Origin of the sequence: Flavicella sp. (assembly GCF_037132785.1) — a bacterium.
Classification (GTDB): Bacteria; Bacteroidota; Bacteroidia; order Flavobacteriales; family Flavobacteriaceae; genus Flavicella.
Window position 1 is genome coordinate 1 of the sequence record NZ_JBAHZZ010000080.1, and the last position, 25702, is coordinate 25702.

Annotated in this window: 20 protein-coding genes and 1 tRNA gene; 10 read left to right on the plus strand and 11 right to left on the minus strand. The window is 31.9% G+C overall.

From position 1 onward, the window contains the following. Window positions 1-259: transposase (locus V5787_RS05210; protein ID WP_336892208.1), on the plus strand; the 259-nt coding region annotated here is incomplete at its 5' end. 340 nt (window positions 260-599) lie between these two features. On the opposite strand, the gene V5787_RS05215 is transcribed toward V5787_RS05210, so the two are convergent. Beyond that, window positions 600-1481: a lysophospholipid acyltransferase family protein gene (locus V5787_RS05215; RefSeq protein ID WP_336892209.1), complete on the minus strand. Its 882-nt coding sequence runs from the start codon at window positions 1479-1481 to the stop codon at window positions 600-602. 191 nt (window positions 1482-1672) lie between these two features. Between V5787_RS05215 and V5787_RS05220 the strand changes: the two genes are divergently transcribed. From V5787_RS05220 to V5787_RS05235, 4 genes are all read left to right on the plus strand, one after another. Then, on the plus strand, window positions 1673-2314 hold the full coding sequence (locus V5787_RS05220) for a rhomboid family intramembrane serine protease (RefSeq protein ID WP_336892210.1): 642 nt from the start codon (window positions 1673-1675) through the stop codon (window positions 2312-2314). Window positions 2315-2540: 226 nt separating this feature from the next. Then, window positions 2541-3557: an META domain-containing protein gene (locus tag V5787_RS05225; RefSeq protein ID WP_336892211.1), complete on the plus strand. Its 1017-nt coding sequence runs from the start codon at window positions 2541-2543 to the stop codon at window positions 3555-3557. Window positions 3558-3989: 432 nt separating this feature from the next. Beyond that, window positions 3990-5507 (plus strand): sugar porter family MFS transporter, encoded by a 1518-nt coding sequence (locus V5787_RS05230; RefSeq protein ID WP_336892212.1) that lies wholly within the window; start codon window positions 3990-3992, stop codon window positions 5505-5507. Between the two features lie 365 nt (window positions 5508-5872). Continuing rightward, window positions 5873-7429, plus strand: a complete 1557-nt coding sequence (locus V5787_RS05235; RefSeq protein ID WP_336892213.1) for an arylsulfatase — start codon at window positions 5873-5875, stop codon at window positions 7427-7429. Between the two features lie 180 nt (window positions 7430-7609). Here the strand turns inward: V5787_RS05235 and V5787_RS05240 are convergent. The 5 genes from V5787_RS05240 to V5787_RS05260 form a co-directional block, all read right to left on the minus strand. Then, window positions 7610-7683 (minus strand) — tRNA-Thr (locus tag V5787_RS05240). Window positions 7684-7904: 221 nt separating this feature from the next. Next, window positions 7905-9212 (minus strand): DUF5723 family protein, encoded by a 1308-nt coding sequence (locus tag V5787_RS05245; RefSeq protein ID WP_336892214.1) that lies wholly within the window; start codon window positions 9210-9212, stop codon window positions 7905-7907. Window positions 9213-9224: 12 nt separating this feature from the next. Continuing rightward, window positions 9225-10886 carry a hypothetical protein gene (locus tag V5787_RS05250; RefSeq protein ID WP_336892215.1) on the minus strand — a complete coding sequence of 554 codons (1662 nt, stop codon included), beginning with the start codon at window positions 10884-10886 and terminating at the stop codon, window positions 9225-9227. A 253-nt stretch (window positions 10887-11139) separates the two neighbouring features. Continuing rightward, a complete protein-coding gene (locus V5787_RS05255; protein WP_336892216.1) occupies window positions 11140-12621 on the minus strand; it encodes a hypothetical protein in 1482 nt (493 codons plus the stop codon). Window positions 12622-12645: 24 nt separating this feature from the next. Continuing rightward, window positions 12646-13323, minus strand: a complete 678-nt coding sequence (locus V5787_RS05260) for a hypothetical protein (RefSeq protein ID WP_336892217.1) — start codon at window positions 13321-13323, stop codon at window positions 12646-12648. 154 nt (window positions 13324-13477) lie between these two features. Here V5787_RS05260 and V5787_RS05265 point away from each other — a divergent pair, with 154 nt between their 5' ends. From V5787_RS05265 to V5787_RS05275, 3 genes are read left to right on the plus strand one after another with little or no spacing between them, the layout of a single operon-like run. After that, window positions 13478-14758 carry a hydroxymethylglutaryl-CoA reductase, degradative gene (locus tag V5787_RS05265; RefSeq protein WP_336892218.1) on the plus strand — a complete coding sequence of 427 codons (1281 nt, stop codon included), beginning with the start codon at window positions 13478-13480 and terminating at the stop codon, window positions 14756-14758. Continuing rightward, window positions 14758-15657 carry a GYDIA family GHMP kinase gene (locus V5787_RS05270; protein ID WP_336892219.1) on the plus strand — a complete coding sequence of 300 codons (900 nt, stop codon included), beginning with the start codon at window positions 14758-14760 and terminating at the stop codon, window positions 15655-15657. The genes V5787_RS05265 and V5787_RS05270 overlap by 1 nt, the downstream gene beginning before the upstream one ends. A 21-nt stretch (window positions 15658-15678) precedes the next feature. Beyond that, the gene (locus V5787_RS05275) at window positions 15679-16890 is read left to right on the plus strand and encodes an NAD(P)/FAD-dependent oxidoreductase (protein WP_336892220.1); all 1212 of its coding nucleotides are present in this window, start codon (window positions 15679-15681) and stop codon (window positions 16888-16890) included. Between the two features lie 6 nt (window positions 16891-16896). On the opposite strand, the gene V5787_RS05280 is transcribed toward V5787_RS05275, so the two are convergent. Beyond that, the gene (locus V5787_RS05280; protein WP_336892221.1) at window positions 16897-19770 is read right to left on the minus strand and encodes a hypothetical protein; all 2874 of its coding nucleotides are present in this window, start codon (window positions 19768-19770) and stop codon (window positions 16897-16899) included. A gap of 12 nt (window positions 19771-19782) precedes the next feature. Beyond that, entirely contained in the window at window positions 19783-20019 is a 237-nt protein-coding gene (locus V5787_RS05285) for a hypothetical protein (RefSeq protein WP_336892222.1), read from the minus strand. 67 nt (window positions 20020-20086) lie between these two features. Here V5787_RS05285 and V5787_RS05290 point away from each other — a divergent pair, with 67 nt between their 5' ends. Further along, window positions 20087-21241, plus strand: a complete 1155-nt coding sequence (locus tag V5787_RS05290; protein WP_336892223.1) for a diphosphomevalonate decarboxylase — start codon at window positions 20087-20089, stop codon at window positions 21239-21241. A 397-nt stretch (window positions 21242-21638) separates the two neighbouring features. Here the strand turns inward: V5787_RS05290 and V5787_RS05295 are convergent, their stop codons facing one another. Further along, window positions 21639-22196, minus strand: a complete 558-nt coding sequence (locus V5787_RS05295; RefSeq protein WP_336892224.1) for a carboxymuconolactone decarboxylase family protein — start codon at window positions 22194-22196, stop codon at window positions 21639-21641. A 63-nt stretch (window positions 22197-22259) separates the two neighbouring features. Beyond that, window positions 22260-22823, minus strand: coding sequence for a TetR/AcrR family transcriptional regulator (locus V5787_RS05300; protein ID WP_336892225.1), 564 nt, complete (start codon window positions 22821-22823; stop codon window positions 22260-22262). A 784-nt stretch (window positions 22824-23607) separates the two neighbouring features. Here V5787_RS05300 and V5787_RS05305 point away from each other — a divergent pair. Beyond that, entirely contained in the window at window positions 23608-25146 is a 1539-nt protein-coding gene (locus V5787_RS05305; protein WP_336892226.1) for an arylsulfatase, read from the plus strand. 218 nt (window positions 25147-25364) lie between these two features. Here the strand turns inward: V5787_RS05305 and V5787_RS05310 are convergent. Continuing rightward, a partial coding sequence (locus V5787_RS05310) for an IS30 family transposase (RefSeq protein WP_336892227.1) occupies window positions 25365-25702 on the minus strand: 338 nt, incomplete at its 5' end.

Consider the following 25702-nt stretch of genomic DNA (forward strand, 5'->3'; position numbering starts at 1 on the left):
TCGAAATTTAAAGAATCACATTCTTAAAAAAGCTGTTAAAAATAAATCCTTGACAAAATGGGAAAAACGATTTAATAAATTAATTGGCAAAACAAGGTTTAAAGTGGAGCGAACTTTTGGAGGAATAAAGTTATGGTTTAAAGGTGGAGTTGCAAGGTACAGAGGTATGGAAAAAAGGCATACTCAAAATCTGATGGAAGCTATTTGTTACAATTTATATAGAAGTCCAAGGATAATTGCCACTAATTCTAAAAACTAAAGGAAAATGAACCAAAAAATAGATCCATAACTAACATAAACAATGAAAATAAGAAAAAAAATATAAATTTTAGATTTAAAAAGTAAAAATTGAAATCTAAAAATGAAAAGAGCATTATGCAACGGTCTTAAGTTATACCAAATGAATTTCAGAGTGGTTGATGAAAAATATAAGCATAGCCAAGGGTTACGGTTCTATTTTATATTGAGATATAAAGGAAATAGTTACTAATTTAATCAATCATTTACAGATGTTATACGTTTTTATTCCTGAATTTAATAGATCAACAATAATAACCTTAAATTCATTGTCGTTTTTTTCAAGAGTTTTTGAAGTAGATTTACTTAGGAGCACGGTCTTTGTGTTTGAAGCGCTTGTGTGTCCAAAAGTAATATTGTGGTTTTTCTTTTATTTGTTTTTCTGTTCTTTTAATGAATCCATCGGTAATCTCAAAATCCTTAAAGTCACGTGGGTTTTTCGCTAGGATTTCAAAATCTACTTCGTAATAACTTCTTTTTACTCTGTTTACAGTCATATGCAAAATTAGAAAATCGTATTTTTTTGCTAGCAATTCAGCACCTGTATGTATAGGTACTTTTACATTTAAAAAATCTCGCCAATATTGTGTTCTGCGTAGTGTTGGAGATTGATCACTAAGAAGACCGTATATGGAAGGTGTATTATTTTGTTTGTTTAGAACCATTTTTTTTACAGTATTCCTAGTCTCAATAAAATGACCGCCAAAACGCTCTCTATTTTCTCTAAGTGCTTTATCGAAATATGGATTAGAAATCTTTTTGTAAACACCTATACAATTTAAATTAGTAATACTGGATAGGTTCACAATCCATTCCCAATTTGCGTAATGAGATCCCATAATTATAACGCTCTTTCCTAGTTTTTCTATTTCTTCAAAAATTTCTGGGTTTTTGTATTTATACCTTTTGCTAATTTCTTTTTCGGATATAGTAAAGGATTTAGTCATTTCGATAAAAATATCAGTAAAATGTCGAAAGAATTTTCTTCTGATAGATAATAATTCACGTTTGTTTTTTTTAGGGAAAGCTAGTTTTAGATTGTTTAAGACAATCTCTTTTCTGTAGTTAAATATATAATAAAGAAATAGGAATACGATGTCCGAAATTCGGTGTAGAATAAAAAACGGCAATTTAGAGAATAGCCAAAGTATAGGGTAGATTATTACAAATAATAAGCGTTGCATAGGTGTGATATTGAAGGTACAAATATAGGAAATCCAATTTATTACTTCTGTCCTATTAGATGAATTAATAATTTTAAGTTTTTTTTCGTAAAAATAAATAAAAGAAGTGTCTTTTTTTCTCTAAAGGTATTAGAAAATATATTTTTTTTAAATAAAATATATATATATCTTTATCGAGGCGTTTTAAGATTATGAATATATTTGTATTAGGAGTTATTGTTTTGAATGTTTTGTTTTCTTATAAAGGAATTCAAGATCGTTTTTTTTTAGATAAATATAAGTTTCAAGTAGGTCCTATTCTAGCTGGGCAAAAAATACGACTGATTACTTCTGGGTTTCTGCATATAGATTATATGCATCTTGGTTTTAATATGTATGCTCTGTATATCTTTTCAGATGCCGTTGTGGTTCCCTTGGGAGTGTTAAATTTTTTAATTATCTATATGGGCAGTTTGTTAATAGGTAATATATTCTCTTTGGTATATCATAAAAACGAACCATATTATAGTGCGGTAGGAGCATCTGGTGCTGTGTCAGGTATTATTTATAGTGCTGTGATGTTATACCCTGAGATGAGGTTGATTATGTTTCCAATTCCGATTCCGATTCCTGGTTATGTCTTTGGTATTGGATACTTGTTGTATTCAATTTATGCAATGAAGAAACAGTTGGGCAATGTAGGACATAGTGCTCATTTAGGCGGGGCTATTGGAGGATTTGGGTTGACTTTATTGTTGTATCCTCAATTGATTTTTGAAAGCCCACTGATGATAGGACTTTTGGCTATTCCTATTGTTTTGTTGTTTGTGTTAGAGAGAAAAAAATCTAATTAAATATAAAAAACCTTATCATTGATAAGGCTTTTTTGATGAAATGCGAGGTTAAAACTGGTGACTTTCAGCTAAGAAGATTCATTTTATATTTGAGAATAATGAAAGGGGAATTAATGAAATGTAAAAACAAATCGAATATCAATTAGGTTGTTTTTAAAGAATAAAAAGTGATATATTGTCGCTGCTATAAGTAATACAATTGTTAGTAATAATTATATTAAAAATAATGAAACAAATAAAAATCATATCGATTCTAATCATTATAGTGATGATTCAATCCTGTTCAATTCAAAAAAACACCGTATTTTGGGTTAGTGGTATCAAGACTGAATGTACTTCAGGAGCTGGGGAAAAACTATGTCTTAAAATTCACAAAGGCAAAACCCTTGACAATGTGACTTGGGAGTATTTTTATTCCAATATAGAAGGATTTGAATTTGAGGAGGGCTTTCTGAAAAAAGTGGAAGTAAAAGAAGAGAAATTAAAAAATGTTCCTGCTGACGGCTCTTCTGTAAAATATACATTGGTGAAAGAACTTGAAAAAAAAGTTGATGTTCTAGCAAAAGTTCAAGGAAAATGGATTTTAAATCAAATAAATGACAATCCAATTGATGAAAACATCAAACCGCCTAAGATTGAAATAACACTAAATGAAATGCAAATAGAAGGTGATAACGGTTGTAATAATTATTCAGGTCCCATAAACAAATTAACCTCTACAATTATCCGTTTTGGCAATATAATAACTACTCAAAGAGCTTGTATTACTAAGCATATTGGAAGGGAATATTATACTTTATTAAATACAGTGGATACTTATCAAGTAAAAGAGGGGCATCTTATTTTTTATGACAAAAATGGAAACGAAATATTATCCTATATAAAAAAATCTAATGATAATGCGGAAGTTAGACTTCATGACATTTGGAATGTAACTCGAATATCTGGCAAGGCTATTAACCGAATGTCTCCTACACCAAGAGTAGAAATAAACTTAACCAAAATGAAAATTTACGGGAATAATGGTTGTAATGATTATTCAGGAGGAATACAAAAAGTTACAGACACTCAAATTATTTTCGAAAATATTGCCTCAACTAAAAAAATGTGTCGTGAAATGACCATTGTTAATAATTTTAATAGTGCAATGTCAAAAGTGTCTTCCTATAAATTAGATAAATTGAAATTAATCTTGTTTGACAATAACGGTGAAGAAGTTCTAGCTTTTTTAAAGGGTGATTGATTAAAATAAAAACGGTTCGCCAGTAATCGGTATAATTAATTAAAAGGGCTACAGGTTACTTAAATCAACTTTATCGGTAATATTAATAGATGAAAAATTGTATTGTAAACCAAACATTCTTTGTTCATATAAAGTCAATGAAATACTGTTTATGAAATAAATTAAGCTCGGTTAAATAGAAAAAGAAAACTAACCTTTACAAATTCTTATTATGTCATAGGATATTTTCAAAATTTATATCAGGAGCCAAAAGAAAATCAATTGTTTTTAGCGGTAACCAAATATTATCTTTTTTATATACGAGGGTAACAGTTTTACAATCACAGTAATGAATCAGGGAGATACAGATAAAATGTTTAGCATAGAACTGGGAGTACAAATGTAATTGCACATTGATCCAAACTGTATTAGTACACTTAAAAACTAAACATTATGCAAAAATTATATGCGATAACCATCAGTTTTATTGTTGCCTTAGGAGGTTTTCTGTTAGGTTTTGATAGTGCCGTTATCTCAGGAGCTGTAGGAGGTATTAGAAGTTACTTTCAAATGACAGATTGGGAACTTGGTTTTTCTGTAGGTTGTGTGATTTTTGGTGCCATGATAGGAAATCTTTTTGCTGGACCTTTAAGCGATAAATATGGTAGAAAAAAAATATTGATTCTAACGGCTGTTTTATTCATGATATCTTCGGTTTGGTCTGCCTTAGCGACAGAATACTCCATATTTGTAATTGCGAGAATAATCGGAGGTATAGGAATTGGAGGGGCAATTTTAATAGCACCTATTTATATTGCTGAAATCGCACCACCAAAACGAAGAGGTAGTTTGGTTTCATTAAATCAACTAAATATCGTTTTAGGTATTTCAGTTGCCTATTTTTCTAACTACTACCTAAAGGATTTAGAAGGTGAAAGTTGGAGATGGATGTTAGGTGTAGAGGCTATTCCAGCCATAATATATTTTCTTTGTCTTTTTGGGGTGCCGAAGAGTCCAAGATGGTTGATTAAAAACTTAAATGAAATTAACTTAGCAAAAAAAATTCTAATAAAAATTGGAGGAAAAGAATTTGCTAATCAGACCATTGAAGATATTTTAAAAGGAAAAGAAAAGGAAGAAAAAGCAGGAACCTTCAGAGATCTATTTAAAAATAAATTCAGTAAAATATTTTTGATAGCCTTTGGGCTTGCTTTTTTTCAGCAAATCACAGGTATCAATGCTATCTTTTATTATGCTCCTACCATTTTTGAACAAGCAGGTGGTAGTTCTGACGCATCATTCCTACAAGCAATAGTTGTGGGTTTAATAAATCTTGTATTCACAATTGTAGCTATTTTTCTTATTGATCGATTGGGAAGAAAACCATTACTTATTATTGGTACTGCTACCATGACAATTGCACTTACTTTGGTAACGATTGCTTTTAATAATGCTACTTATGATATCAATAAAAATAATTTACAAAAAATTGAAAATACAGAAATAAAAACCGCTCTTATTTCTCTAGAAAATCAAAATTATTCTAGTCAAAATGAATTATTTATTGCTGTAACGCCACTTCTTAGTGACTCTCTACTTGTCGAATTTAAACAAAGTGGAATAAAAAACTTTATCTCTATAGACGCTACTTTAGTGCTTTTTGCAATACTACTATACGTAGCTGCATTTGCAATTTCTCTTGGACCTGTAATGTGGACTTTGTTATCAGAAATTTTCCCTAGTAACATTAAGGGTATTGCTATTTCATTTGTAGGATTTTTCAATTCACTTGTTAGCTATACGGTAACTCAGTTTTTTCCTTGGGAACTTACCAATTTGGGACCTACATTAACTTTTGCCATTTACGCATCAATGGCGCTATTATCCTTGCTGTTTGTTGTGAAATATGTAATTGAGACTAAAGGAAAAAGCCTAGAAGAAATAGAAGAGCTTTTAATACAAAAGAGCTGACTTTAAGTGATTCCAATAAAATTGATATTATCATCATAATACAACAGAAGACATAAATCAATATGTCCAACTGGGTTACCTATAAAAAAATAGTGCTTATTTTAGTATTGCAAAAATACGTAGTCATTTGATTGGAAGCGTATTGTATTCCTCTGTCTGAACGAAAATAAGATTATCTCGTGTTACTCAATTTCTTTTTACTTGAACCTATGTTTTTTTAACTTTTTTTTTATTTAGATTCCTCTTATACAAACATTTGTTTATGTTTGTATAAGAGGAATCTTTGTACATTCGTTGTGTGGAAATTACTATTAATAGCAGATTATAGTTTTTTGTTGTTCTAGAAATTAAAATAAATCTTTTTTATGAAAATTAACAAAAAAGCATTGGTGAAGTCACTTATGTGTGCTGTGACTATGGTTGCAATTGGATTTAGTGCAAACGCTCAAAAAAAACCCAATATTTTGGTGATTTGGGGAGATGATATTGGACAGTCCAATATTAGTGCATATACAAAAGGTATGATGGGGTATACAACTCCTAATATTGATCGAATAGCGAATGAAGGAATGATTTTTACAGATTATTATGCTGAACAGAGTTGTACGGCAGGTAGATCTTCTTTTATTTTGGGGCAAAGTGTTTTTAGAACAGGATTGAGTAAAGTTGGTTTGCCAGGTGCTAAGGAAGGAATTTCAGAAAAAGACCCTACTATAGCAGAGCTTTTAAAACCATTGGGATATGCGACTGGGCAGTTTGGTAAAAACCATTTAGGAGATAGGGACGAGATGTTACCTACAAACCATGGGTTTGATGAGTTTTTTGGGAATCTGTATCATCTAAATGCAGAGGAAGAGCCTGAATTGCCAGATTATCCAGATCCTGAGAAATATCCTGATTTCAGAAAGAAATATGGTCCAAGAGGGGTTATCAGTAGTAGTTCTGATGGGAAAATTACGGACACAGGGCCATTGACAAAAAAAAGAATGGAAACTATAGATGATGAAACCATCGCTGCTGCAAAGGTATTTATTACAAAAACTGTGAAATCAGGAAAACCATTTTTCGTTTGGTGGAATGGAACAAGAATGCACTTTAGAACACATGTAAAGGCAGAGCATAGGGGTATATCGGGACAGAATGAATATGGTGATGGTATGGTAGAGCATGATATGCATGTAGGAGAACTGCTTGAGCTTTTGGATGATTTGGGTATTGCAGATAATACGATAGTTACATATAGCACAGATAATGGACCTCATAAAAACACATGGCCAGATGCAGGAGCAAACCCTTTTAGAGGAGAGAAAAACACCAATTGGGAAGGTGGTTGGAGAGTGCCTTCTATGATTCGTTGGCCAAATAATATTGAAGAAGGTTCTGTCTCTAACGGAATTATTTCTGGTATGGACTGGATGCCAACATTTTTGGCGGCTGCAGGAGATAAAAATATAACGAAAAAGTTATTAAAGGGACATACTATAGGTGACAAGACATATAAAGTTCATTTGGATGGGTATAATTTATTACCACATTTAACTGGAGAAACAGAAGAAAGTCCAAGACATGAACTGTTCTATTTCTCTGATGATGGTGATTTGACGGCAATGAGATATGATGATTGGAAGTTTATTTTTATGGAACAACGCTCTCCAGGAACAATGGCTGTTTGGTCTAATCCTTTTACTCCCTTAAGAATTCCGCTAATTTTTAACTTACGTAGAGATCCTTATGAGTTTGCAACTATAACTTCGAATACATATTACGACTGGATGTTGGATCACGCTTTTTTATTGGTTCCAGCACAGGAAATTGTAGGTAAGTTTTTATCTACTTTCCAAGAATATCCACCAAGAATGAAAGCTGCAAGTTTTAGTTTGGATAAAGTGATGGAAAATATGTCTACACGGAGTACCAAATAGAAAGAATAATTATTTTTTGTAAAAAACCTAATCGAATAGATTGGGTTTTTTTATGTGCAATTCTTAAAAAAATTATGAGTAAATTGAAGTCAAAAATTGCAATGATTTGCAGGTAGAACAATTAAATAAAACGAATCAATAATAAGTAAAAAAAACACTTCACTTTTGAAGTGTTTTTTGAGCCGATGGAGGGACTCGAACCCACGACCTGCTGATTACAAATCAGCTGCTCTAGCCAGCTGAGCTACATCGGCTTGTTAAAAAGTTAACGTATTAGTTTTGCTCTTAAGCGCTGCAAATATAGTATGGATGTATGTGTTATGCAAGGAAAAAACGAATAAAAATAAATGTTTTTTTTAAGTGTTTGGATGTCAGTAATAACGGTATAAAAATAGCTTCTCGTATATAGAGAAGCTGTTTTTTTGTCGATTAAAACGTTCTAAATTGAAAATTGATTCATTTAAATTTTGTTCTGTTATTTGTACCCAAATACAAGATTCAAACCAATTCGTAAATTAAGACCAGTTGCTTCTTCGGGTTTTGCAAAAATTGCTTTTAAACTATCTGTAGCGGCATATATTTGTAAAGGACCTAAGTTTACTGCAAAGTTGGCACCCAATAAAAACTCGTTATTAATTCCTCCGATACTTGCCAGAGCGCCAAATGTAGTTTTGCTTAGTGTTCTGTTGTATCCTAACGAATAGCTAGGTTTAAAATCATCAAAAGCATGTGTATTAAAAGCAACTAGTGTAAGTGTGTTCTTTTCCGTTATGGCATAACGAGCAGATAGATATGTTTTCATATTTAATTCAGTCTTAAAACTGTCTGACGTCTCCGAACTGTTAGCAATAGACCCTAATTGATCCAGAGTCTCTTTTCCTAACTCTGTTTCTGTTCTAAGATCTATTCCAGTATATAAAACTCCTTCAGTTCCAGTATCTGCAATACGAAAGTTTTGTACATCTTCATTCCAGGTAATAGAGCCTACATCATTTATCGCTATTTCAAAAGTTAATTTTTTCGTAGCGTTGAATGTTGCTCCAAAATCAAAGCCAAATCCAGTATTGTCTGTGAAAATTTTAAATTCTTCACCGTTTCCTGAAAAAGAATTCAAACCTGCGCTGTTTACTGTTGCTTTTTCAGCAATGATTGTGTAGTATCCAGTGGGATCATCAATTTCTAATGATAGTTGTGCTCCATCTTCTGTTGAACTATGTATAAATCCATTTAAGTATTTAGCTCTAATAGCAACAGCAAGCCTGTCGTCAAAAAATGTTTGTGTAAAACCGACACCAAATTCGTTATAGCCTGTATATTCATTTTGTTCGTTTAAGGTGAAATCTTGGTTAATTCCGTTTGCTGTAATTCCTAAAAAGTCCTTAGTGTATCTCCAGTTATTGGTTGCCCTTGTGTTGGCAAAGATAGTTATAGAACCTTTTTTTCTTTTAAAAGCCACGTAAAATAAATTGATACTAACATCAATATTCATTTCATTTATTTTATCGGCAGTTTCATATAGATTGACCAAATCGAATTCTAATTTATTGGTAGTTTCATTTTTAACTAATAATTCATTTATTTTAAAACCTGAATTGAAGTTAAGTCCTGCATTTGCTCCTGGTATCGCAATTGTTAGTCTGTTTTTAGGAATGAAAACGGGTGATAGGTTTTGTGTTTGAATCACATAGTCATCTAAATTGTAAAACGAAAAATAGTCTTGTGCATTTATATTTGTAATTCCTGCGAATAAGAATACTAGGTATATAGTTATATGTTTTTTCATCTGTGTCAATGGTTAATTGTTATCATCATTTAATAAAGATTTCGTGTCTATCGAAACGTCTACAGATAAAATTACTTGTATAGTATCGGCTCCTTTAAGGATTACTGAGTTGCCTTCATGTGAATTAAAAGTAATATCCATTTGTATATCAGTAGCTTCTTTTAAACGTTCTATCTCATCAGTTGAGAAATAAAGAATAGAATGAGTAATTATAGAGCCAGTTGAGTTTCCTAAAGCATCAACTTGAGCTGCGTCAAAAGCATCAATGGATTTTGTTAGATTTAAGTCAATTCCGTTTTTGACAAAATTTAAATTGATAGTTCCTGATAATGGAATATTGTTTACTGTTAAAGCTTTTAATTCAATTTCATTAAAATAATCGAGATCATCTCCTAAATTAAATTCGATATCTTTTGCATTGAATTTTACATTGTCAAAACTGACTTTTAACTCTATATGTAAACCATTATTACCTGAGACATAGAAGTTGTTATTTGGAATTTTATCAATTGGATTTGCTTTTCCGCTTACCTCTAATATTATTTCAGACGGTTTGGATTTTAACAAATCTGAGAAGTTTGAATTGCTCTCATCTAAGGTTATTGAAGTGACTTTTTCTGAATCATTAAAACTAGAACGGCCATTTATTATAATATAATTTTCTAAATTTACATCATCAATAATTGTATTGGTAAGTTTTACCTCTGTACCATCATTGCCGATTGCAATAATGTTTGATAAGTCAAGACCAATAGGGAACCCGTAATCATTTGTCGCAGTAAGTGTCATGGTAGCATTGCTAAAATCAATATCTCCATCACCAAAAGTTTCAAAGGCGTCCAAAGACATAGTTTGACCACTTATTTCAAATACTTCATCTTTAAAATCTCCATATATCACATCGGTATTAGTATTTATTAGTTTAGCATCGTAAGAAACTTGATCATCTGCTCTTAATTTATTTCCTTCGGCAAAAGTAAAAGAGATATCCATATTTAATACAATGTTGTTGTATGTCGAGTTAAAGCTAACACCGTTATGAGAAAAATCAGCATTGTATTCATTCAGGTTTATTAGTAGGTCTTTTGATTCTGTTCCATCCAGAGTAATACTTCCAGAATATGCTGTGCTATTATCTTTTGAGGAGAAAGAAGGGATTTCCATTTGTAAGGTAACAGTAGCGTCAAATGTAGAAGTAAAGGTGATAACCATAGTCCCGGCACTTAATGAAGCACCAGTTAATTCTTGATTTAATTCTAAATTGTACACTACTTGGTTGTTTTGTGTTCTACCTTGAATCGCTGCTGGCACACCGCCGCTAATAGTATAAGGGAAAGTTGCAGGAAGAATATCTGTATCAGTAATTGGAGTGGCTACAGTAGAACTTATGGTTACATTATTAATAGCAACATCAAAGGCATCATTATTACCTCCGGTCAATGATTCTGTATAAAAAAAGCTTAATTTTTCTTTATCATTTTCTCCAAAATTATTCGAGCCAAGTTCAATAAATAATTCTGACAGCCTGTAAGTGGCTTCTCCTAGCGGAGCAATAATTGATATGTCATTGGCTGAAAGTCCGTCAATATCGTTTTCAAAATAACTTAAATCACAAGCCGAAAATGTACTTGCAACTACAATAGTCAAAAGGCTAAAGGGGGTGTTTTTTATCATGGAGGTTAAATTAAATTAAATTAATTGGGTGATACAAAGATAAGTATAAAAATTTAGCTTTAAATAATACTGTTATTTACATCTGTTAGTAGAGTTGGTTTTTCGGATGAGCGGTGTGTTTATTTTTGAAGATGAAATGTTGGGTTTAATGCCAGTTTGAATTAAATACTCTTGTTTGGTTAAGACAAAAAAACCTGCAAAGAAATTTTCTTTGCAGGTTTAGGTTAAATTCTAAATACTCTATGTAGAGTTCTTAATTTATTTCGTCACAAATTTTGTTAATGTCAGATTGTGTTATGATACCATCGTTGATTTCACTTCCTAAAACGGTACCTTCTTTGGGACCATCGTAGTTAAATCTAAATGTATATTCTATGTTGTCATCTATTGTTGGGAAATATCCAGATAATATACCTGCTTGTATTTTTCCGTACGGATAATAAGTTACACCATTGTCTGTAGAAAAAGAGATCATTGTATTGTTTAATGCCACCTTAGAGTTGTCACAATCGATTGATAAGTCTATTTTTTGTCTGTATTCTTTGTTTAATTGGCTTGCTGTAACATCAATTGTCGTTCCGTCTAAAGTACAAATAGAGGTCGAAGGTAAGTTAATCACTTGTTCTTGACCCGATGGTAATAGTGCAGTCAAGCTAATAGATGGATCTGAATTTGGTATTGTTTCACCTCTAGCGACTGTAATGGTTTCACCAGCACCAACTACTATTTTTCCAGATGTTATTTCGTTACCTTCATTTGAAATACTGTATTTGTATTGGGTAGCGCCACCTGTATTTTGGAAAGAAACTCCCTCAATTAATGTACATGTTGTTGCAGCGGGACATCCAAATACTATATTGAATCTATCAATAATACCAAAAATTATTTTTAGAGTTGTTATGCTTATGCTTCCAGATTGAAATTCCTCGTGATAGAATCCGTTTATATAGATTAACGATTGACAAATATTATTGCTTTTTGCTGCGACATTGTTAATCGGAATAGTAATAGTCCCTTCAGAAATACCCCCTTCAATTTGAAGCGTAAATGCACCTTCAGGAACTATATAATCTCCGTTGTCCATAGTAAAACCATCAGGAAATTCTTGTGCCGCATTAAAATCATCACCCGTAGTTTGTGTATCATAATTAATAAGAGTCACACTCACCGGTCCGGTAGCGTCAGTTCCTACAGGAATATCAATGCTAGTACCATTAGATTCAATAGCGATAGGTTGTTCTGTTTTGCCATCTGTTATCGCAGTTGTTTCTTTTTTGTAGTCAATAGTACTCGGTAAATTAGAGATCTTAATTAATGAGATGTACTCAGCAACTACCGCAGTGCCATCAAATATAAAATCAATAGTTTTAGAGATGTATCCCTCAGCAGAAAGCGTAATAGCTACAGTTGTTGGGTTTTCTGTAGTAGCGACTATATTTCTTAATAATCCAAAAGTAACCAATGGAGAGTCAGATTGGTATCCGTGTATTGCAGTACCATCTGTTGTAAAAACACTTTTTTGGTATGCTTCTTCTACAGAATACGTAACGTTTGTATTTGATAATTCTTGACTTGTTTGCGCATCCTTTAATACGAGTTCTTTTTTATTTAGAACGGCATCAGGGTCTAAAACTACCTTAAAAGTATCTTGAAGTTCTTTAAACTTGTCTATATCACATGCTACTATGGCTGTTAGAAGAAATAGTACGCAAAATATTTTATGTATTGTTTTCATGTTATTTTAGTGTTTCGTGTTTTTTTAAAAAATGGCGTAAGATACTCTTAACTGTAAGTAAGGTAAATACTTTAATTCGTTAAAAGCCTCTTGCAATAAATCCTCTTGACTTGTTGTGTTTTCAAGGATTCCTGATGCTTGAAGGCTAATATCTGGTGACCCTGCAAAATAAGTTCCAATTTCAATTCCAAAACCTAAGCGACGGTTCTTAGGCACTGCTCTACCAAAACCGATACCTAAATAGGGTGCTTGTTTATTCCATGCTGAAGTAATTGATATGATACCGATATCATCAGTTGTAAATTCTACATCTCCGATAAATATTGATTCAGCAAATACGGCGTCTACTTGTAAGTTAGAATATTGAAAACTACCATATCCAGCGACTATTTTAAACGCACTTTTAAAGGGGTGGATACTTACCGCTATATCAAATCCTTTAAAGTCAACAGCAGCGTCGACTAAAAAAATTTCACCATCAATTTCTTGTTCAAGATCTGTTACTCCATATTTAAAAAAATTGTATCTAGCGGTTGCATAAAACATTTCGTTTATCTTGTATGAATAATCAAAAGTTAAACCGGTACCTATACCAATACCAATTGCATGACGGTTGTTTTTAGGTTCTTTACTTTCTTCTTCTTGCGCGAACATTGCAAGAGATAGAAATAAACACAAAGTGCTTAAAATAATTTTACTCATAAGGGGTTTTTTAAGGTTATTAAATGATATTTATCAGTTAATTTATATAATAATTGCGAATATATGATAATTAACATAATTTAACAAATGATATAGTTGTACTGTTTTTATCATAAGCATTACCTTTGCAGTCATTAATGATATTTATAGAAATATGATACGTAGAATTACAGGGTTCTCTAAATTCTCCAAAGAAGAGAAAATTGATTGGTTGGTAAAAGCTTTTTTTAACAAGCAATCGATAACAAAAGAGACCTTAAAGAGCTATTGGAATACGAATGAGAAGTTACAAAGGCTGCACGATGATTTTATAGAAAATACTATTTCTAATTTTTATTTACCCTACGGAGTGGCTCCAAATTTTATTATAAATGATGTGGATTATACCATACCGATGGTGATTGAAGAAAGTTCGGTTGTAGCTGCAGCTTCTTTAGTAGGGAAGTTTTGGAGTACACGTGGTGGTTTTAAAGCTACTATATTGGGGACTACAAAAATCGGCCAAGTTCATTTTATGTATGCAGGAAGATTTTCTGAACTGCAAAGTTATTTTAAGGCTATAAAATCTGACCTGATAGATAGCACTTCTGCTATTACAACGAATATGAGAAAACGCGGTGGAGGTATATTAGATATTGAATTACGATCGAAAACTGCTGAATTAGATAATTATTATCAGTTAAATATAACGTTTGAAACCAAAGATTCTATGGGAGCAAACTTTATTAATTCTTGTTTAGAAGTGATTGCGACAAGGTTTCAAAAAGAAGGAATTCAAATTGTAATGAGTATTCTTTCTAATTATGCTCCAGGGTGTACGGTTAAAGCAGAGGTTTCTTGTAAAATAGAAGAGTTAATTCAAGGTACTTCAGAAATAGATCCTGAAGTATATGCACAGAAATTTAAAACCGCAGTGGATATTGCCAATGTAGAACCCCATAGAGCGGTGACACATAATAAAGGAATTATGAACGGAATTGACGCGGTTGTATTGGCTACCGGAAATGATTTTAGAGCCATAGAGGCTTGTGCGCATGCTTATGCAGCGAAAGATGGTCGGTATAAAAGTTTGACACATTGTGAGGTTAAAGAGGGGTTTTTTAAGTTTTGGATTGAAATTCCATTAGCTGTTGGAACCGTAGGAGGATTAACAGCTTTGCACCCGATGGCAAAATTGTCATTGGAAATGTTACAAAACCCTTCTGCAGAGGAGTTGATGAAAATTATTGCAGTTGCTGGTTTGGCACAGAATTTTGCGGCATTAAGAGCTTTGACAACAACAGGCATACAAAAAGGACATATGAAAATGCATCTGATGAATATTTTAAATCAATTGGGAGCTACTATAGAAGAAAAGGAAAAAACGATTTCTTATTTTGAAAATGTATCCGTAACTCATAGTGCAGTACATGAGTTTTATAAAACATTAAAATAATGGAACATTATTATAGCAATGGTAAGTTGTTAATTAGTGGTGAATATGCTGTTTTGGATGGAGCGAAATCTCTGGCATTACCTGCGAAATTTGGTCAAAGTTTAGAAGTAAGCCTATTAGATGTACCCGTGCTTATTTGGGAAAGTTTTAGTTGTGAAAAACAACTTTGGTTTCAAGCAGAAATACAATTAGATAATTTAAAGCAATTGAGTTCTGAGCCTAAGTTAGCAACATTACAAAAAATATTGATTGCTGCACAAGAACTTAATCCAGAATTTTTAAAGGATGGAAAAGGCGCTTTTGTACAGACGTTTTTGACATTTCCAAATGAATGGGGCTTAGGAACTTCGTCAACCCTAATAAATAATATTGCTAGTTGGGCAAAAATTGATGCCTTTACCTTACTCAATAATTCTTTTGGAGGAAGTGGCTATGATATTGCCTGCGCTCAGAATGATACTCCAGTAGTATATAAAACAGAGAATTTAATTGCATCTGTAGAACCTGTATCTTTTAATCCTGAGTTTATAGATAATATTTATTTTGTGTATTTAAATAAAAAACAGGATAGTAAAGAAGGTATTCAGTTGTATAGGGATACAGAAGGAAATAAAAACGAATTTGTTTCTGTGATAACTTCTATAACAGATAAAATTGTTTTGGCTGATTCTTTGAGTGAATTTGAAAATTTCTTAAAAGAACATGAACAAGTAACAGGAAGTTTTTTAAATATAATTCCATTGCAAGAACAGTTATTTCATGATTATCCAGGAGCAATTAAAAGTTTAGGAGCATGGGGTGGTGATTTTATTTTAGTAACGGGAGATCGTAACACTCCAAATTATTTTATTGAAAGAGGGTTTGATACCGTAATCGCATACAGAGATATGATTCTCTAAAACCAATTGAAAAGAATACAAATGAAGAGAGATGTTATTATAGTAGGAGGAGGAGCGGCTGGTTTTTTTACAGCGATTATTGCCAAGGAAAGAAATCCAAATTTAAAAATTACTATCCTTGAAAAAGGAAAGGAGGTATTACAAAAAGTGAAAATTTCTGGAGGAGGAAGATGTAATGTTACGAATGCCTGTTTTGTGCCCAAGGATTTAACGGAGTTTTACCCAAGAGGGAAAAAAGAATTATTAGGCCCATTTCATCAGTTTATGACTGGAGATATTATGGAGTGGTTTGAGTCTCGTGGTGTTCCATTAAAAATAGAAAAAGACAATAGAGTTTTTCCGAAATCTAATTCTTCTCAAAGTATCATCGATTGTTTTCAGCAATTGATAGATAAATATGATATAGAAGTATTAAAAAACCATGGTGTTATTAGTGTAGAGAAACAAGATGGAATTTGGCAAGTAGAAACAACAAAAGGGTTGTTTGTAGCAGATAAATTGGTGATTACAGCAGGGAGTAGTAAACGAATTTGGGAATTGGTTGCAACATTAGGACATAAAGTAGTAGAGCCAGTGCCTTCTTTATTTACCTTTAATATAAAAGATCCTAGGTTAACCGATCTATTAGGAGTTTCTGTTCCATATGCTACAGTAAAAATTGCAGATACAAAACTAGAGTCGCATGGTCCCTTATTAATTACCCATTGGGGAATGAGTGGTCCTGCTATTTTAAAGTTGTCCGCTTTTGGGGCTAGGAAATTGGCAGATATGAACTACGAATATAAAGTTGAGGTAAACTGGTTATCTAAGCCATTTGGTCAAGTAGTTCAAGAATTGCATAAAATAAAAAAAGCGAACACAAAAAAACAAATTGCTTTGCGTTCACCCTTCGAGTCTATTTCAAAAAGATTATGGGAGCGTTTTGTAACCACTGTAGGAGTAGATCCAATAAGTAGGTGGGCTGATTTAAGCAATAAAAACCTAGAAGAAATTGCACGCCAGTTATCGAAAGCTGTTTTTAAAGCAAGCGGAAAAAGTACATTTAAAGATGAATTTGTGACTGCTGGTGGAATAACTTTAAAAGAAATAAATTTTAAAAGGTTTGAGAGTAAACTCCACGAAAATTTATTTTTCGCTGGTGAGGTACTAAATATCGATGCGGTTACAGGTGGTTTTAATTTTCAAAATGCATGGACTGGAGGTTATATTATTGGGAATGTTTTAGCTGAGTAAGTTTCATTAAAAACCAATTCTTAGGAACAGGTCAAAAGTATAATTCTTATTTGGGTTGTTGAAGTCTGTGTTTAATAAAATACTTTCACGAAGTCCAATAGAGATAGGAGCAACATTGAAAAATATATTGTCAAAAATCAATTCTCCTCCAAATGAATTTTGATTCATGTCGGTTGGTGTTATTTTTAATGTTTTGTTTTCCTCAGTGCCGGAAATATAGAAGTAGGTATTTAAAATACTAGCATCATAAAAGACATTCAATCGAATTCGCTTAAAATAGGTAAGTCCCCAAATTCCAAAATCAGGATATAGAACAGGTAACTCGTAGTTTAATGACAATTTCGCGACTTGATCATTTATATAGGTACTATAACCTCTGGCATAACTAAAGTTGTCGGAGTATTGATATGTATTAGTCAAAAGTTCTTTTTGCCAATTAGCAACAATATTTATACTGTGATTTTTAAAAATCCCAGGGAAATAAAAAATACTATTAATAACAATTTTTACAGCAGTAGAACCATCGATACTTTTAGAGTAATTAAGTTTTAGGTATTGTCCAAATCGAGGAGCAACATTTTGATATGCTGTTCTTCTAATATTTGAAAGTGTAATACTCGACTCTATAGCGCCAAAGTTTAAATTATAGCTAGGAAGCTTTTTGAAAAATTCATAATTAGAAGTGACGTGTTGAATATAGTTTGTTTCAAAATTAAACGATCGAGAATAATTCCCCTTGTATTGAGATAAAGGGATAGAAAAACCTGCTCCGTAATAAACTTCTGAAAAAGTAGAAACCCCCAGAGTCTGATCGATGGTAGCATAGCTATTTCTATTGAGTGTTGCCATTTTTAGATTCCAATTTAATAAGCCTTTTCCATAATTGATATCGGCATATAGGTTATTGGTGTTTTCGTTAAGGTTATGTAAAACAGATACAGTTGCATTAAAGTCGTTTAAAATATTTTGAATTTGAACGTTGACTCCTAATGTACTGGTAGAAGTGGTAGATGTTGTAATTCCCCAACTATGCAATTTAGTTCCTCTTAAAAACCCTTTATAGTCACTTATAATATAGTTATTGGCAGGGATAGAATCTAAAATAGCATGTTCTATGGCTGTTGTTTTAATATTAAAATAATTCAAGTTTTCAAGCTTTGGTATAGAATAAAAGGGAGTGTTTTTGTCAACTAGTTGTTCGTGTAATTTATATCCTTTGCTAGTAAATTCACTGTAAATAATTTTTTCTTCGTTTTTGGATATTGAAGGGAAATATGCTCCCACACTTACTGAAGAAATTTGTTTTAGGTTTTTGTTTCCGTTTAAATCAATACTGTAAATATTGTCTATTCCGTTAAAGGAAGCTGTAAAATAAATGTTTGTATCACTTACAGAAAATTGACCTATCGTATTGCATGTCCAGTCGGAAATTTGTTTTGTGCTTTTATCAATGAAGTTATATTTAAAAAAAGCCAATTTCGAATTTCTTTTCACTAAATATATAATAGCACCATTGTTTTTAGTCCATTTAGGATTGCTTAAAAAATCGTTGTTTGGGTTTGGTAGGCTTTCAATAATAGTTCCTGTTTTAACATTTAAAACATCGATGGTATAGCTGATGTTTTCATGATAGTTTACAGCGATTATTTTTTGTCCATTATATGAAAAACTAGGTGAAAAATATCTGGTTTTAGTAGTTATATGTTTTTTTGATTTTGTCTTAGTATTGTAGATTACAATAGTGCTATAATTTTTATTTGCATGTCTAAGATCTTTTTGATGTTCTGTCCATGTAATCTGATCATTGACAGCAGAAATAAATTCTTCAGCTGCAATACCAATTGAAGTTAGTTTTTTTTCTTCTCCATTTTTTAGGGATACGATATATGGAGTTTCTTGATAGCTTCGCTTGATTGCAATAATACTTCCATCATTTAAATATTGAGGAAAAGTATAATGAGTGACCGTTTTTGTTTTTTCTGTTGTAATTAATGTGCTTTCAGTTCGTTTTAAAGTTTTATTTTCCTTAGCCCAAATGGATTGTTGTTCAAGAGCGCTTTTTTCATACATTTTTGTAGTTGTTTGCCCTGTGTATTTTTTCATAGCGCTAGAAAATGGATATATTATAGATTTGTACCTACCTGCGTCTGCTAATATTTTACGTCCTGTTTCAATTCCGTAATTATTCCTTATGTGATTGTTGATCATAAACCCTAAGGGATATATATTAGGAACCAAATCTTTGTAAGAACCGTTTTGTGCTTTATGATAAGAATAGATTTCATTATTCAAAAACAAAGCTCTTTGTTCTTTAAAGAAATAAGGGTTTCTACCTCTGCCGTTTTCCGACAAAAGAGTTTCAATTAAAACGGCATCTCCTTCTAAGTACCAAGAAGGAATGCTTAGTCCTAGACTTCCAGCCCAACCATCTTGTCCTGCAATTGTATAAAAGAATTTTGTAAGTCCTCTATTGGCATTTGCATATTGTAAAGCATGACGATATTCATGCATTGATAAAAGATCTAACCAGTCTGGTGTGCCTAAAGACGATTGATCTTGTGGACCAATTGCAAAAAACTCTGATCGATAAGGTGATAAGGTTACAAATCCATTAGATATTGTTTGTTGATTTTGTAAGATAATGTCAATTTTTTTAGACTTATTGCCAACTGAAACAGTTTTGTTGTTGTGGATATATTCAATTACATCCGCAATTCTTTGTGCTTTTAAATTTGTCCCTTCTGAGAAAATAATTTTTACATTTTCTGTCTCAATGGATTTCCATTTTATGTTAGAAGCGTGTTTTCCAAGTGTTTGTGCTTTTGAATGGAAACTAACAACAGATAAGAAGGGTAGAATAAATAATTTAAATAATCTCATAGAAAATTAATGTTATTTAGCTAATTCACCACGATGTGGTTTTAAAGCGTCACGATAAGTTTTCATGTCAACTTCATCAACTACGATAAAAGCAGTTGTATGCATTTCTGATATTTCTAAAAAATCAATTTCGTGAAAATGCAATTTTTCTATTTGGGCAAAATCTTTTAAATGTATGCAATGGTGTTTTGCTGTACCTAAGCCTGTAGGTCCTTTAAAATCCCAAATGAGTTTCAATTTTCTATTCAAAATAGTTGTTTTTAGCTTCAAACAAATGTAATAAAAACTAAGAGCACTCTGATATAAATCTATAAATATGTGTGAGGTACATAGAAGTGTATTTACTGAAATGGCCTATATTTGTCAAAAATTTCAAGATTTGACAACAAACGATTTTATTGCAGTTTCTAGTTCGAATATAGTTGATAAAGGTAGTACTACATGGAGAACACCAAGTAATATTGCTTTGGTGAAATATTGGGGAAAAAGAGACCCTCAGTTGCCAGAAAACCCATCGATTAGTTTTACATTAAATAATTGCCATACAATTACCAGTTTGTCTTTTGAAAAGAAATCAAAAATTGACAAATCTTTTAGTTTCAAAATAATTTTTGAAGGAGAAGAAAAACCCTCTTTTCAACCGAAGATTCTACTTTTTTTTGAGAGAATTGTCACTTATGTGCCTTTTATAAGAGATTACGATTTTGTTATTAGTTCTGAAAATTCTTTTCCTCATAGTAGCGGAATCGCTTCTTCAGCGAGTGGAATGTCCGCAATTTCTATGTGTTTGATGCAATTAGAGAAGATGTTAAATCCAACAATATCCGAAACCTATTTTTATCAGAAAGCATCTTTTTTAGCTCGTTTGGGCTCGGGAAGTGCGTGTAGAAGTGTAAAAGGAGAATTGGTAGTTTGGGGAGAACATAAAGAAATTAAAGGGAGTTCAGATTTATTTGGAGTCCCATTTACTTCAGAAATTGCAGAGATATTTAAAAATTACCAAGACACCGTTTTATTAGTTGATAAAGGAGAGAAACAAGTTAGTAGTACGGTCGGTCATGATTTAATGTACGGTCACCCGTTTGCGAAATGCAGGTTTGAACAAGCGTATAAAAACATTTCTAAAATGAAATCTATTTTAGAAAAAGGTGCTATTTCAGATTTTATTACTTTGGTAGAAAAGGAGGCATTAACGTTGCATGCAATGATGATGACTAGTCAGCCATATTTTATTTTGATGAAACCAAAAACATTAGAAATTATTCAAAAAATATGGGATTATCGTGAAGTGAAAGATTCAAATATTTGTTTTACGCTAGATGCAGGTGCCAATGTACATTTATTATATCCCAAGAACGAAAAGCAAGCAGTACAAATTTTTATAGAAGAAGAATTGGCTGTTTTTTGTCAAAACAGGCATTATATCCACGATGAGGTTGGGTCTGGTGCTATTGAATTAACAGGATTGTGAAAAATAAAAGAATATCGTGGTGAAACTAATCAACTACAAATAGTACATGTTCTTGCGAAATTTTTATGAATTTGACTCTTTGTATTACTTTATTTTACACATTAAGACCGTTGCATAATGATCTCTTTGATTTTAGATTTCTGTTTTGACCTTTTCAATCAAAATTCTTGGTTTTTTTCATTGTTTCTTTGTTTATTTTCCCTTGGTTTTTTAGAATTAGTGACAATTACAACATTTAAATGACGTAATAAATTCGTTTTTATTTCATTTATGTTTCAAATAAAAAAAACTATAGTAGTGGCATGCTTCAATTTTTATTTCTTATCTGAATATAAAATATTCCAAATTATAGTACGTCATTTAAATGTTAAAATGGTATTATCTCGATGTTTTAGATTTAAACTTTTCTGGCTTCCCAAGTAAATTTTTGAAAAGGGGCATCGACAGGTGTGTTAGCAATATGATTAGTATAATTACTTATCACTTTTTGAGATAAGCCCAAAATAACTTCCAAAACTTGTCTTTCTCCATATCCTGCTTCATAAAAGGTATTCAAATCTTCTTGTGTTACTTGTCCACGCTTGCGTACAATCTTCAAAGTGAAATCGTGTAAAGTTTGCAGTTTTTTTGTTGGCATTTCAGTTCTATTTCTTAATGCTTCACTTAATGATGAGTCTACTTTCATCATATTTGCAATACCTGTATGTGCAGGTACGCAATAATGGCATTCGTGTTCAGTATTAATTGTTTGCCAAACCACTGTTAATTCTTCTTTGTTGAAAGAAGATTGAGTAAATAATTTGTGTAAAGCTTGATAAGCTTCTAAAATTTCTGGTGATTCAGCTAAAACTCCGTGTAAACCTGGTATCATTCCGTTTGATTTAAGAGATTGCTCTAATAAAGCTTTGCTACCTTCTGGTGCAGTTTCAATATTGTGAGTTTTTAATGTTGTCATAATTTTATTGTTTTATAGATTGTTAATAACTAAACACTCGTTTAGTTATGGGTTAAAAAAATACTAATTGTTTTTAAATATGTTTTCTATATAATTGTAGAGCTGTATTTTGTTAAATATTCGTGTAGCGGAAGACAATCCAAACATTGATATAATAAGAAAATCTGCTTGTTGTTCAATTGTTGCATTGTCTTTGGTTTTGTCTTGTTTTAAAATTTGAATAAATACTTGTTTTACATCGTCTGTAAATTTTGTTAAAGCATCCTTTATTTTTTCATCAGCATCTTCGCCAATTTCATTCGCTGTGTTGGTGATTAAACAGCCTTTCCCGAATTCTGTTTCTTTTGTGAACTCAATAAAATCATAGAAGTATTGTTTTAAACCTGCAATACCGTTTTCAGATGTTTTTAATTGATTTATAAGTTTGTTTAGTTTTTGTTTATAGCATTTTAAGCTTTCAAGAAAAACACCTTTTTTATTCCCGAAACTAGAGTATATAGAAAATTTATTTATGCCCATTTCTTTTTCAAGCATTTGCATAGATGTTGTTTCATAACCGTTTCGCCAGAATAAATTCATAGCTTTCACGATTACTTCTTCTTCTAAGTATTCTTTTTTTCTTGCCATTATTATTTTAATACATCGCAAAGCTAAACAATCGTTTAGAAATAGAGAAATATTTTAACTTTTATTTTAGAATTTCATGTGTTTAGTTGAGTTTCAGTTGGAGAGTTGTTGCTTGGGTACTGCATCCGCGTTGATAGATAAAGGGGGCGCTCCTTAAAACCTCTCACAGAACCGTGCTTGATAGTATCAGGTCATACGGCGCTTCTAATGTAAATTATATTATTAATACCATTTTATCATTTTTATGTTTATTTGGTATTATACGTAGCCTGGTAATAAAGTCTTGTTCTTTGTGATTTGTCAACCAATTTGTGAAATCTACAGGCGTTTTAGGAGCTGATAATTATCATAAAAATATACTGTTTGAGTTTAGCCTATCGTCTGTAAATAATTAATTGAGTATTACGTAAAACAGGAATATACATTCTAAAATTATTTTTCAATTATTATTCGCATTCTAGTTTTTTAAGAAATTAGTGTTCCATATGTGTTGATTTATTAGGCTGAAAAACCGACAGAAATAGCTGTTTTTTGTAAAATAATGTGTTTTTTTTTGTTCAGAATATGATTTTTTTAAAACGCCAATTAACCTTGTGTTTACTATGTATCTAGCTTTCTTTCATGTAGTTGTATTGCAGTTTAATTATTGGAAACAATTTTAGTCTTTTGAGATTTAATAAAAAGAATGTGCTTTTAAATCGACTAATTAGTACGGTCGAAATGTCTTCGGTATTTTCTCCCAAACTTTTTTTTACACATTAAATAATAACTTTAAATTTCACAAATGAAAAAAATCACTGTTTTAGTAACTTTAGTAGCCTTGCCATTTATTATGATGGCACAAAAAAATGAAAAACCAAATATTTTGGTGATTTGGGGAGATGACATTGGTCAGTCTAACATAAGCGCGTATACATTTGGATTGGTAGGTTACCAAACACCAAATATTGACCGTATTGCCAAAGAAGGAATGTTATTAACTGATTATTATTCAGAGCAGAGTTGTACAGCAGGACGTTCCTCTTTTATTATGGGGCAAAGTGTTTATAGAACTGGTTTGAGCAAAGTAGGTTTGCCTGGAGCTAAAGAAGGAATTTCTGCTGAAGACCCAACAATTGCAGAATTATTAAAGCCTTTAGGTTATACAACTGGTCAATTTGGTAAAAATCATTTAGGAGATCGCGATGAACATCTACCTTCTAACCATGGTTTTGATGAATTCTTCGGTAACTTATATCATCTAAATGCAGAAGAAGAACCAGAATTACCAGATTACCCAGATCCAAAAAAGTATCCAGATTTTGCAAAAAAATATGGACCTAGAGGCGTAATTCATTCTTATGCAGATGGTAGAATTGAAGATACAGGAGTGTTAACTAAAAAAAGAATGGAAACTGTTGATGATGAAACTTCAGACGCTGCTATTTCCTTTATAAGAAACGCTGTAAAGGAAGGTACACCTTTCTTTGTTTGGTGGAATGGGACAAGAATGCATTTTAGAACTCACGTAAAAGAGGAACTAAGAGGTATTTCAGGTCAAAATGAATATGGAGACGGTATGGTAGAACATGATATGCATGTTGGTAAACTATTAGATTTATTGGACGAATTAGGTGTTGCTGACAATACAATTGTTCAGTATGGTACCGATAATGGCCCTCATAAAAATACTTGGCCGGATGCAGGTGTTAATGCTTTTAGAGGCGAGAAAAACACCAATTGGGAAGGTGGTTGGAGAGCACCATCATTGGTACGGTGGCCAAGTCACATTAAAGCAGGAACCGTTTCAAATGAAATCATATCAGGAATGGACTGGCTACCTACATTCCTCGCTGCGGCTGGAAACGATAATGTTAAAGAAGAATTGTTAAAAGGAAAGCTTGTTGGAGATAAGACTTTCAAAGTGCATTTAGATGGTTATAATATGCTTCCTCATTTAACTGGTAAAGAAGATAAAGGAGCGCGTACAGAATTATTCTATTTCTCAGATGATGGTGATTTAATGGCTTTTCGTTATGATGATTGGAAAATTGTCTTTTTAGAACAAAGAGCGACTGGCACAATGCTAACATGGTCAGAGCCTTTTGTAGAGTTAAGGTTGCCTTTGATTTATAATTTAAGACGCGATCCTTATGAGTTTGCTTCTGTAACATCTAACACCTATTACGATTGGTTGTTAGATCATGCGTACTTATTAGTGCCAGCTCAAGACATAGTGGGTAATTTCATAATGACTTTTGAAGAGTATCCTCCACGAATGAAAGCTGCAAGTTTTAATTTAGATAAAGTAATGTCTAAGTTGACTGAATCTGGAAATCATTAATTATAAAATTATTAATTCAAGACCTACTATTTATAATTAAATAGTAGGTTTTTTACTTGGATTCAATGTTCTAACGCAACAAAACGTTATTATTTTTTGATGTTACTAAGCTACGTTTTTTAGTTCAATCTCCATCATTTCATTAGGTGTTTTATAGTTGATAATTTTCCGCGGTCTATTGTTCAGTTTTTTTTGAATAACCAAGAGTTGTTTTTCGCTTATTTCATTAAAATTGGTTCCTTTAGGAAGGTGTCTTCTAATGAGTCCATTGGTGTTTTCATTGGTTCCTCTTTCCCAGGAAGAATATAAGGGTGAGCAAAGAAAATTTTCATAGTTGTATTTTTAGTTGTTTTTTCGTGTCTTGCCATTTCAATTCCGTTATCATATGTCATAGTTTTTTTAAAAATGGGATTCAAGTTGTTTAAGATTTTGCTAAACTCTTTAGCAACTTCCTCTGCTTTTTTACTCTTTAACTTTATGATTAATACAGCTCTAGTTTTACGTTCTACAATAGTTCCAATAGCCGATTTATGGTTTTTTCCAATAACTAAATCAC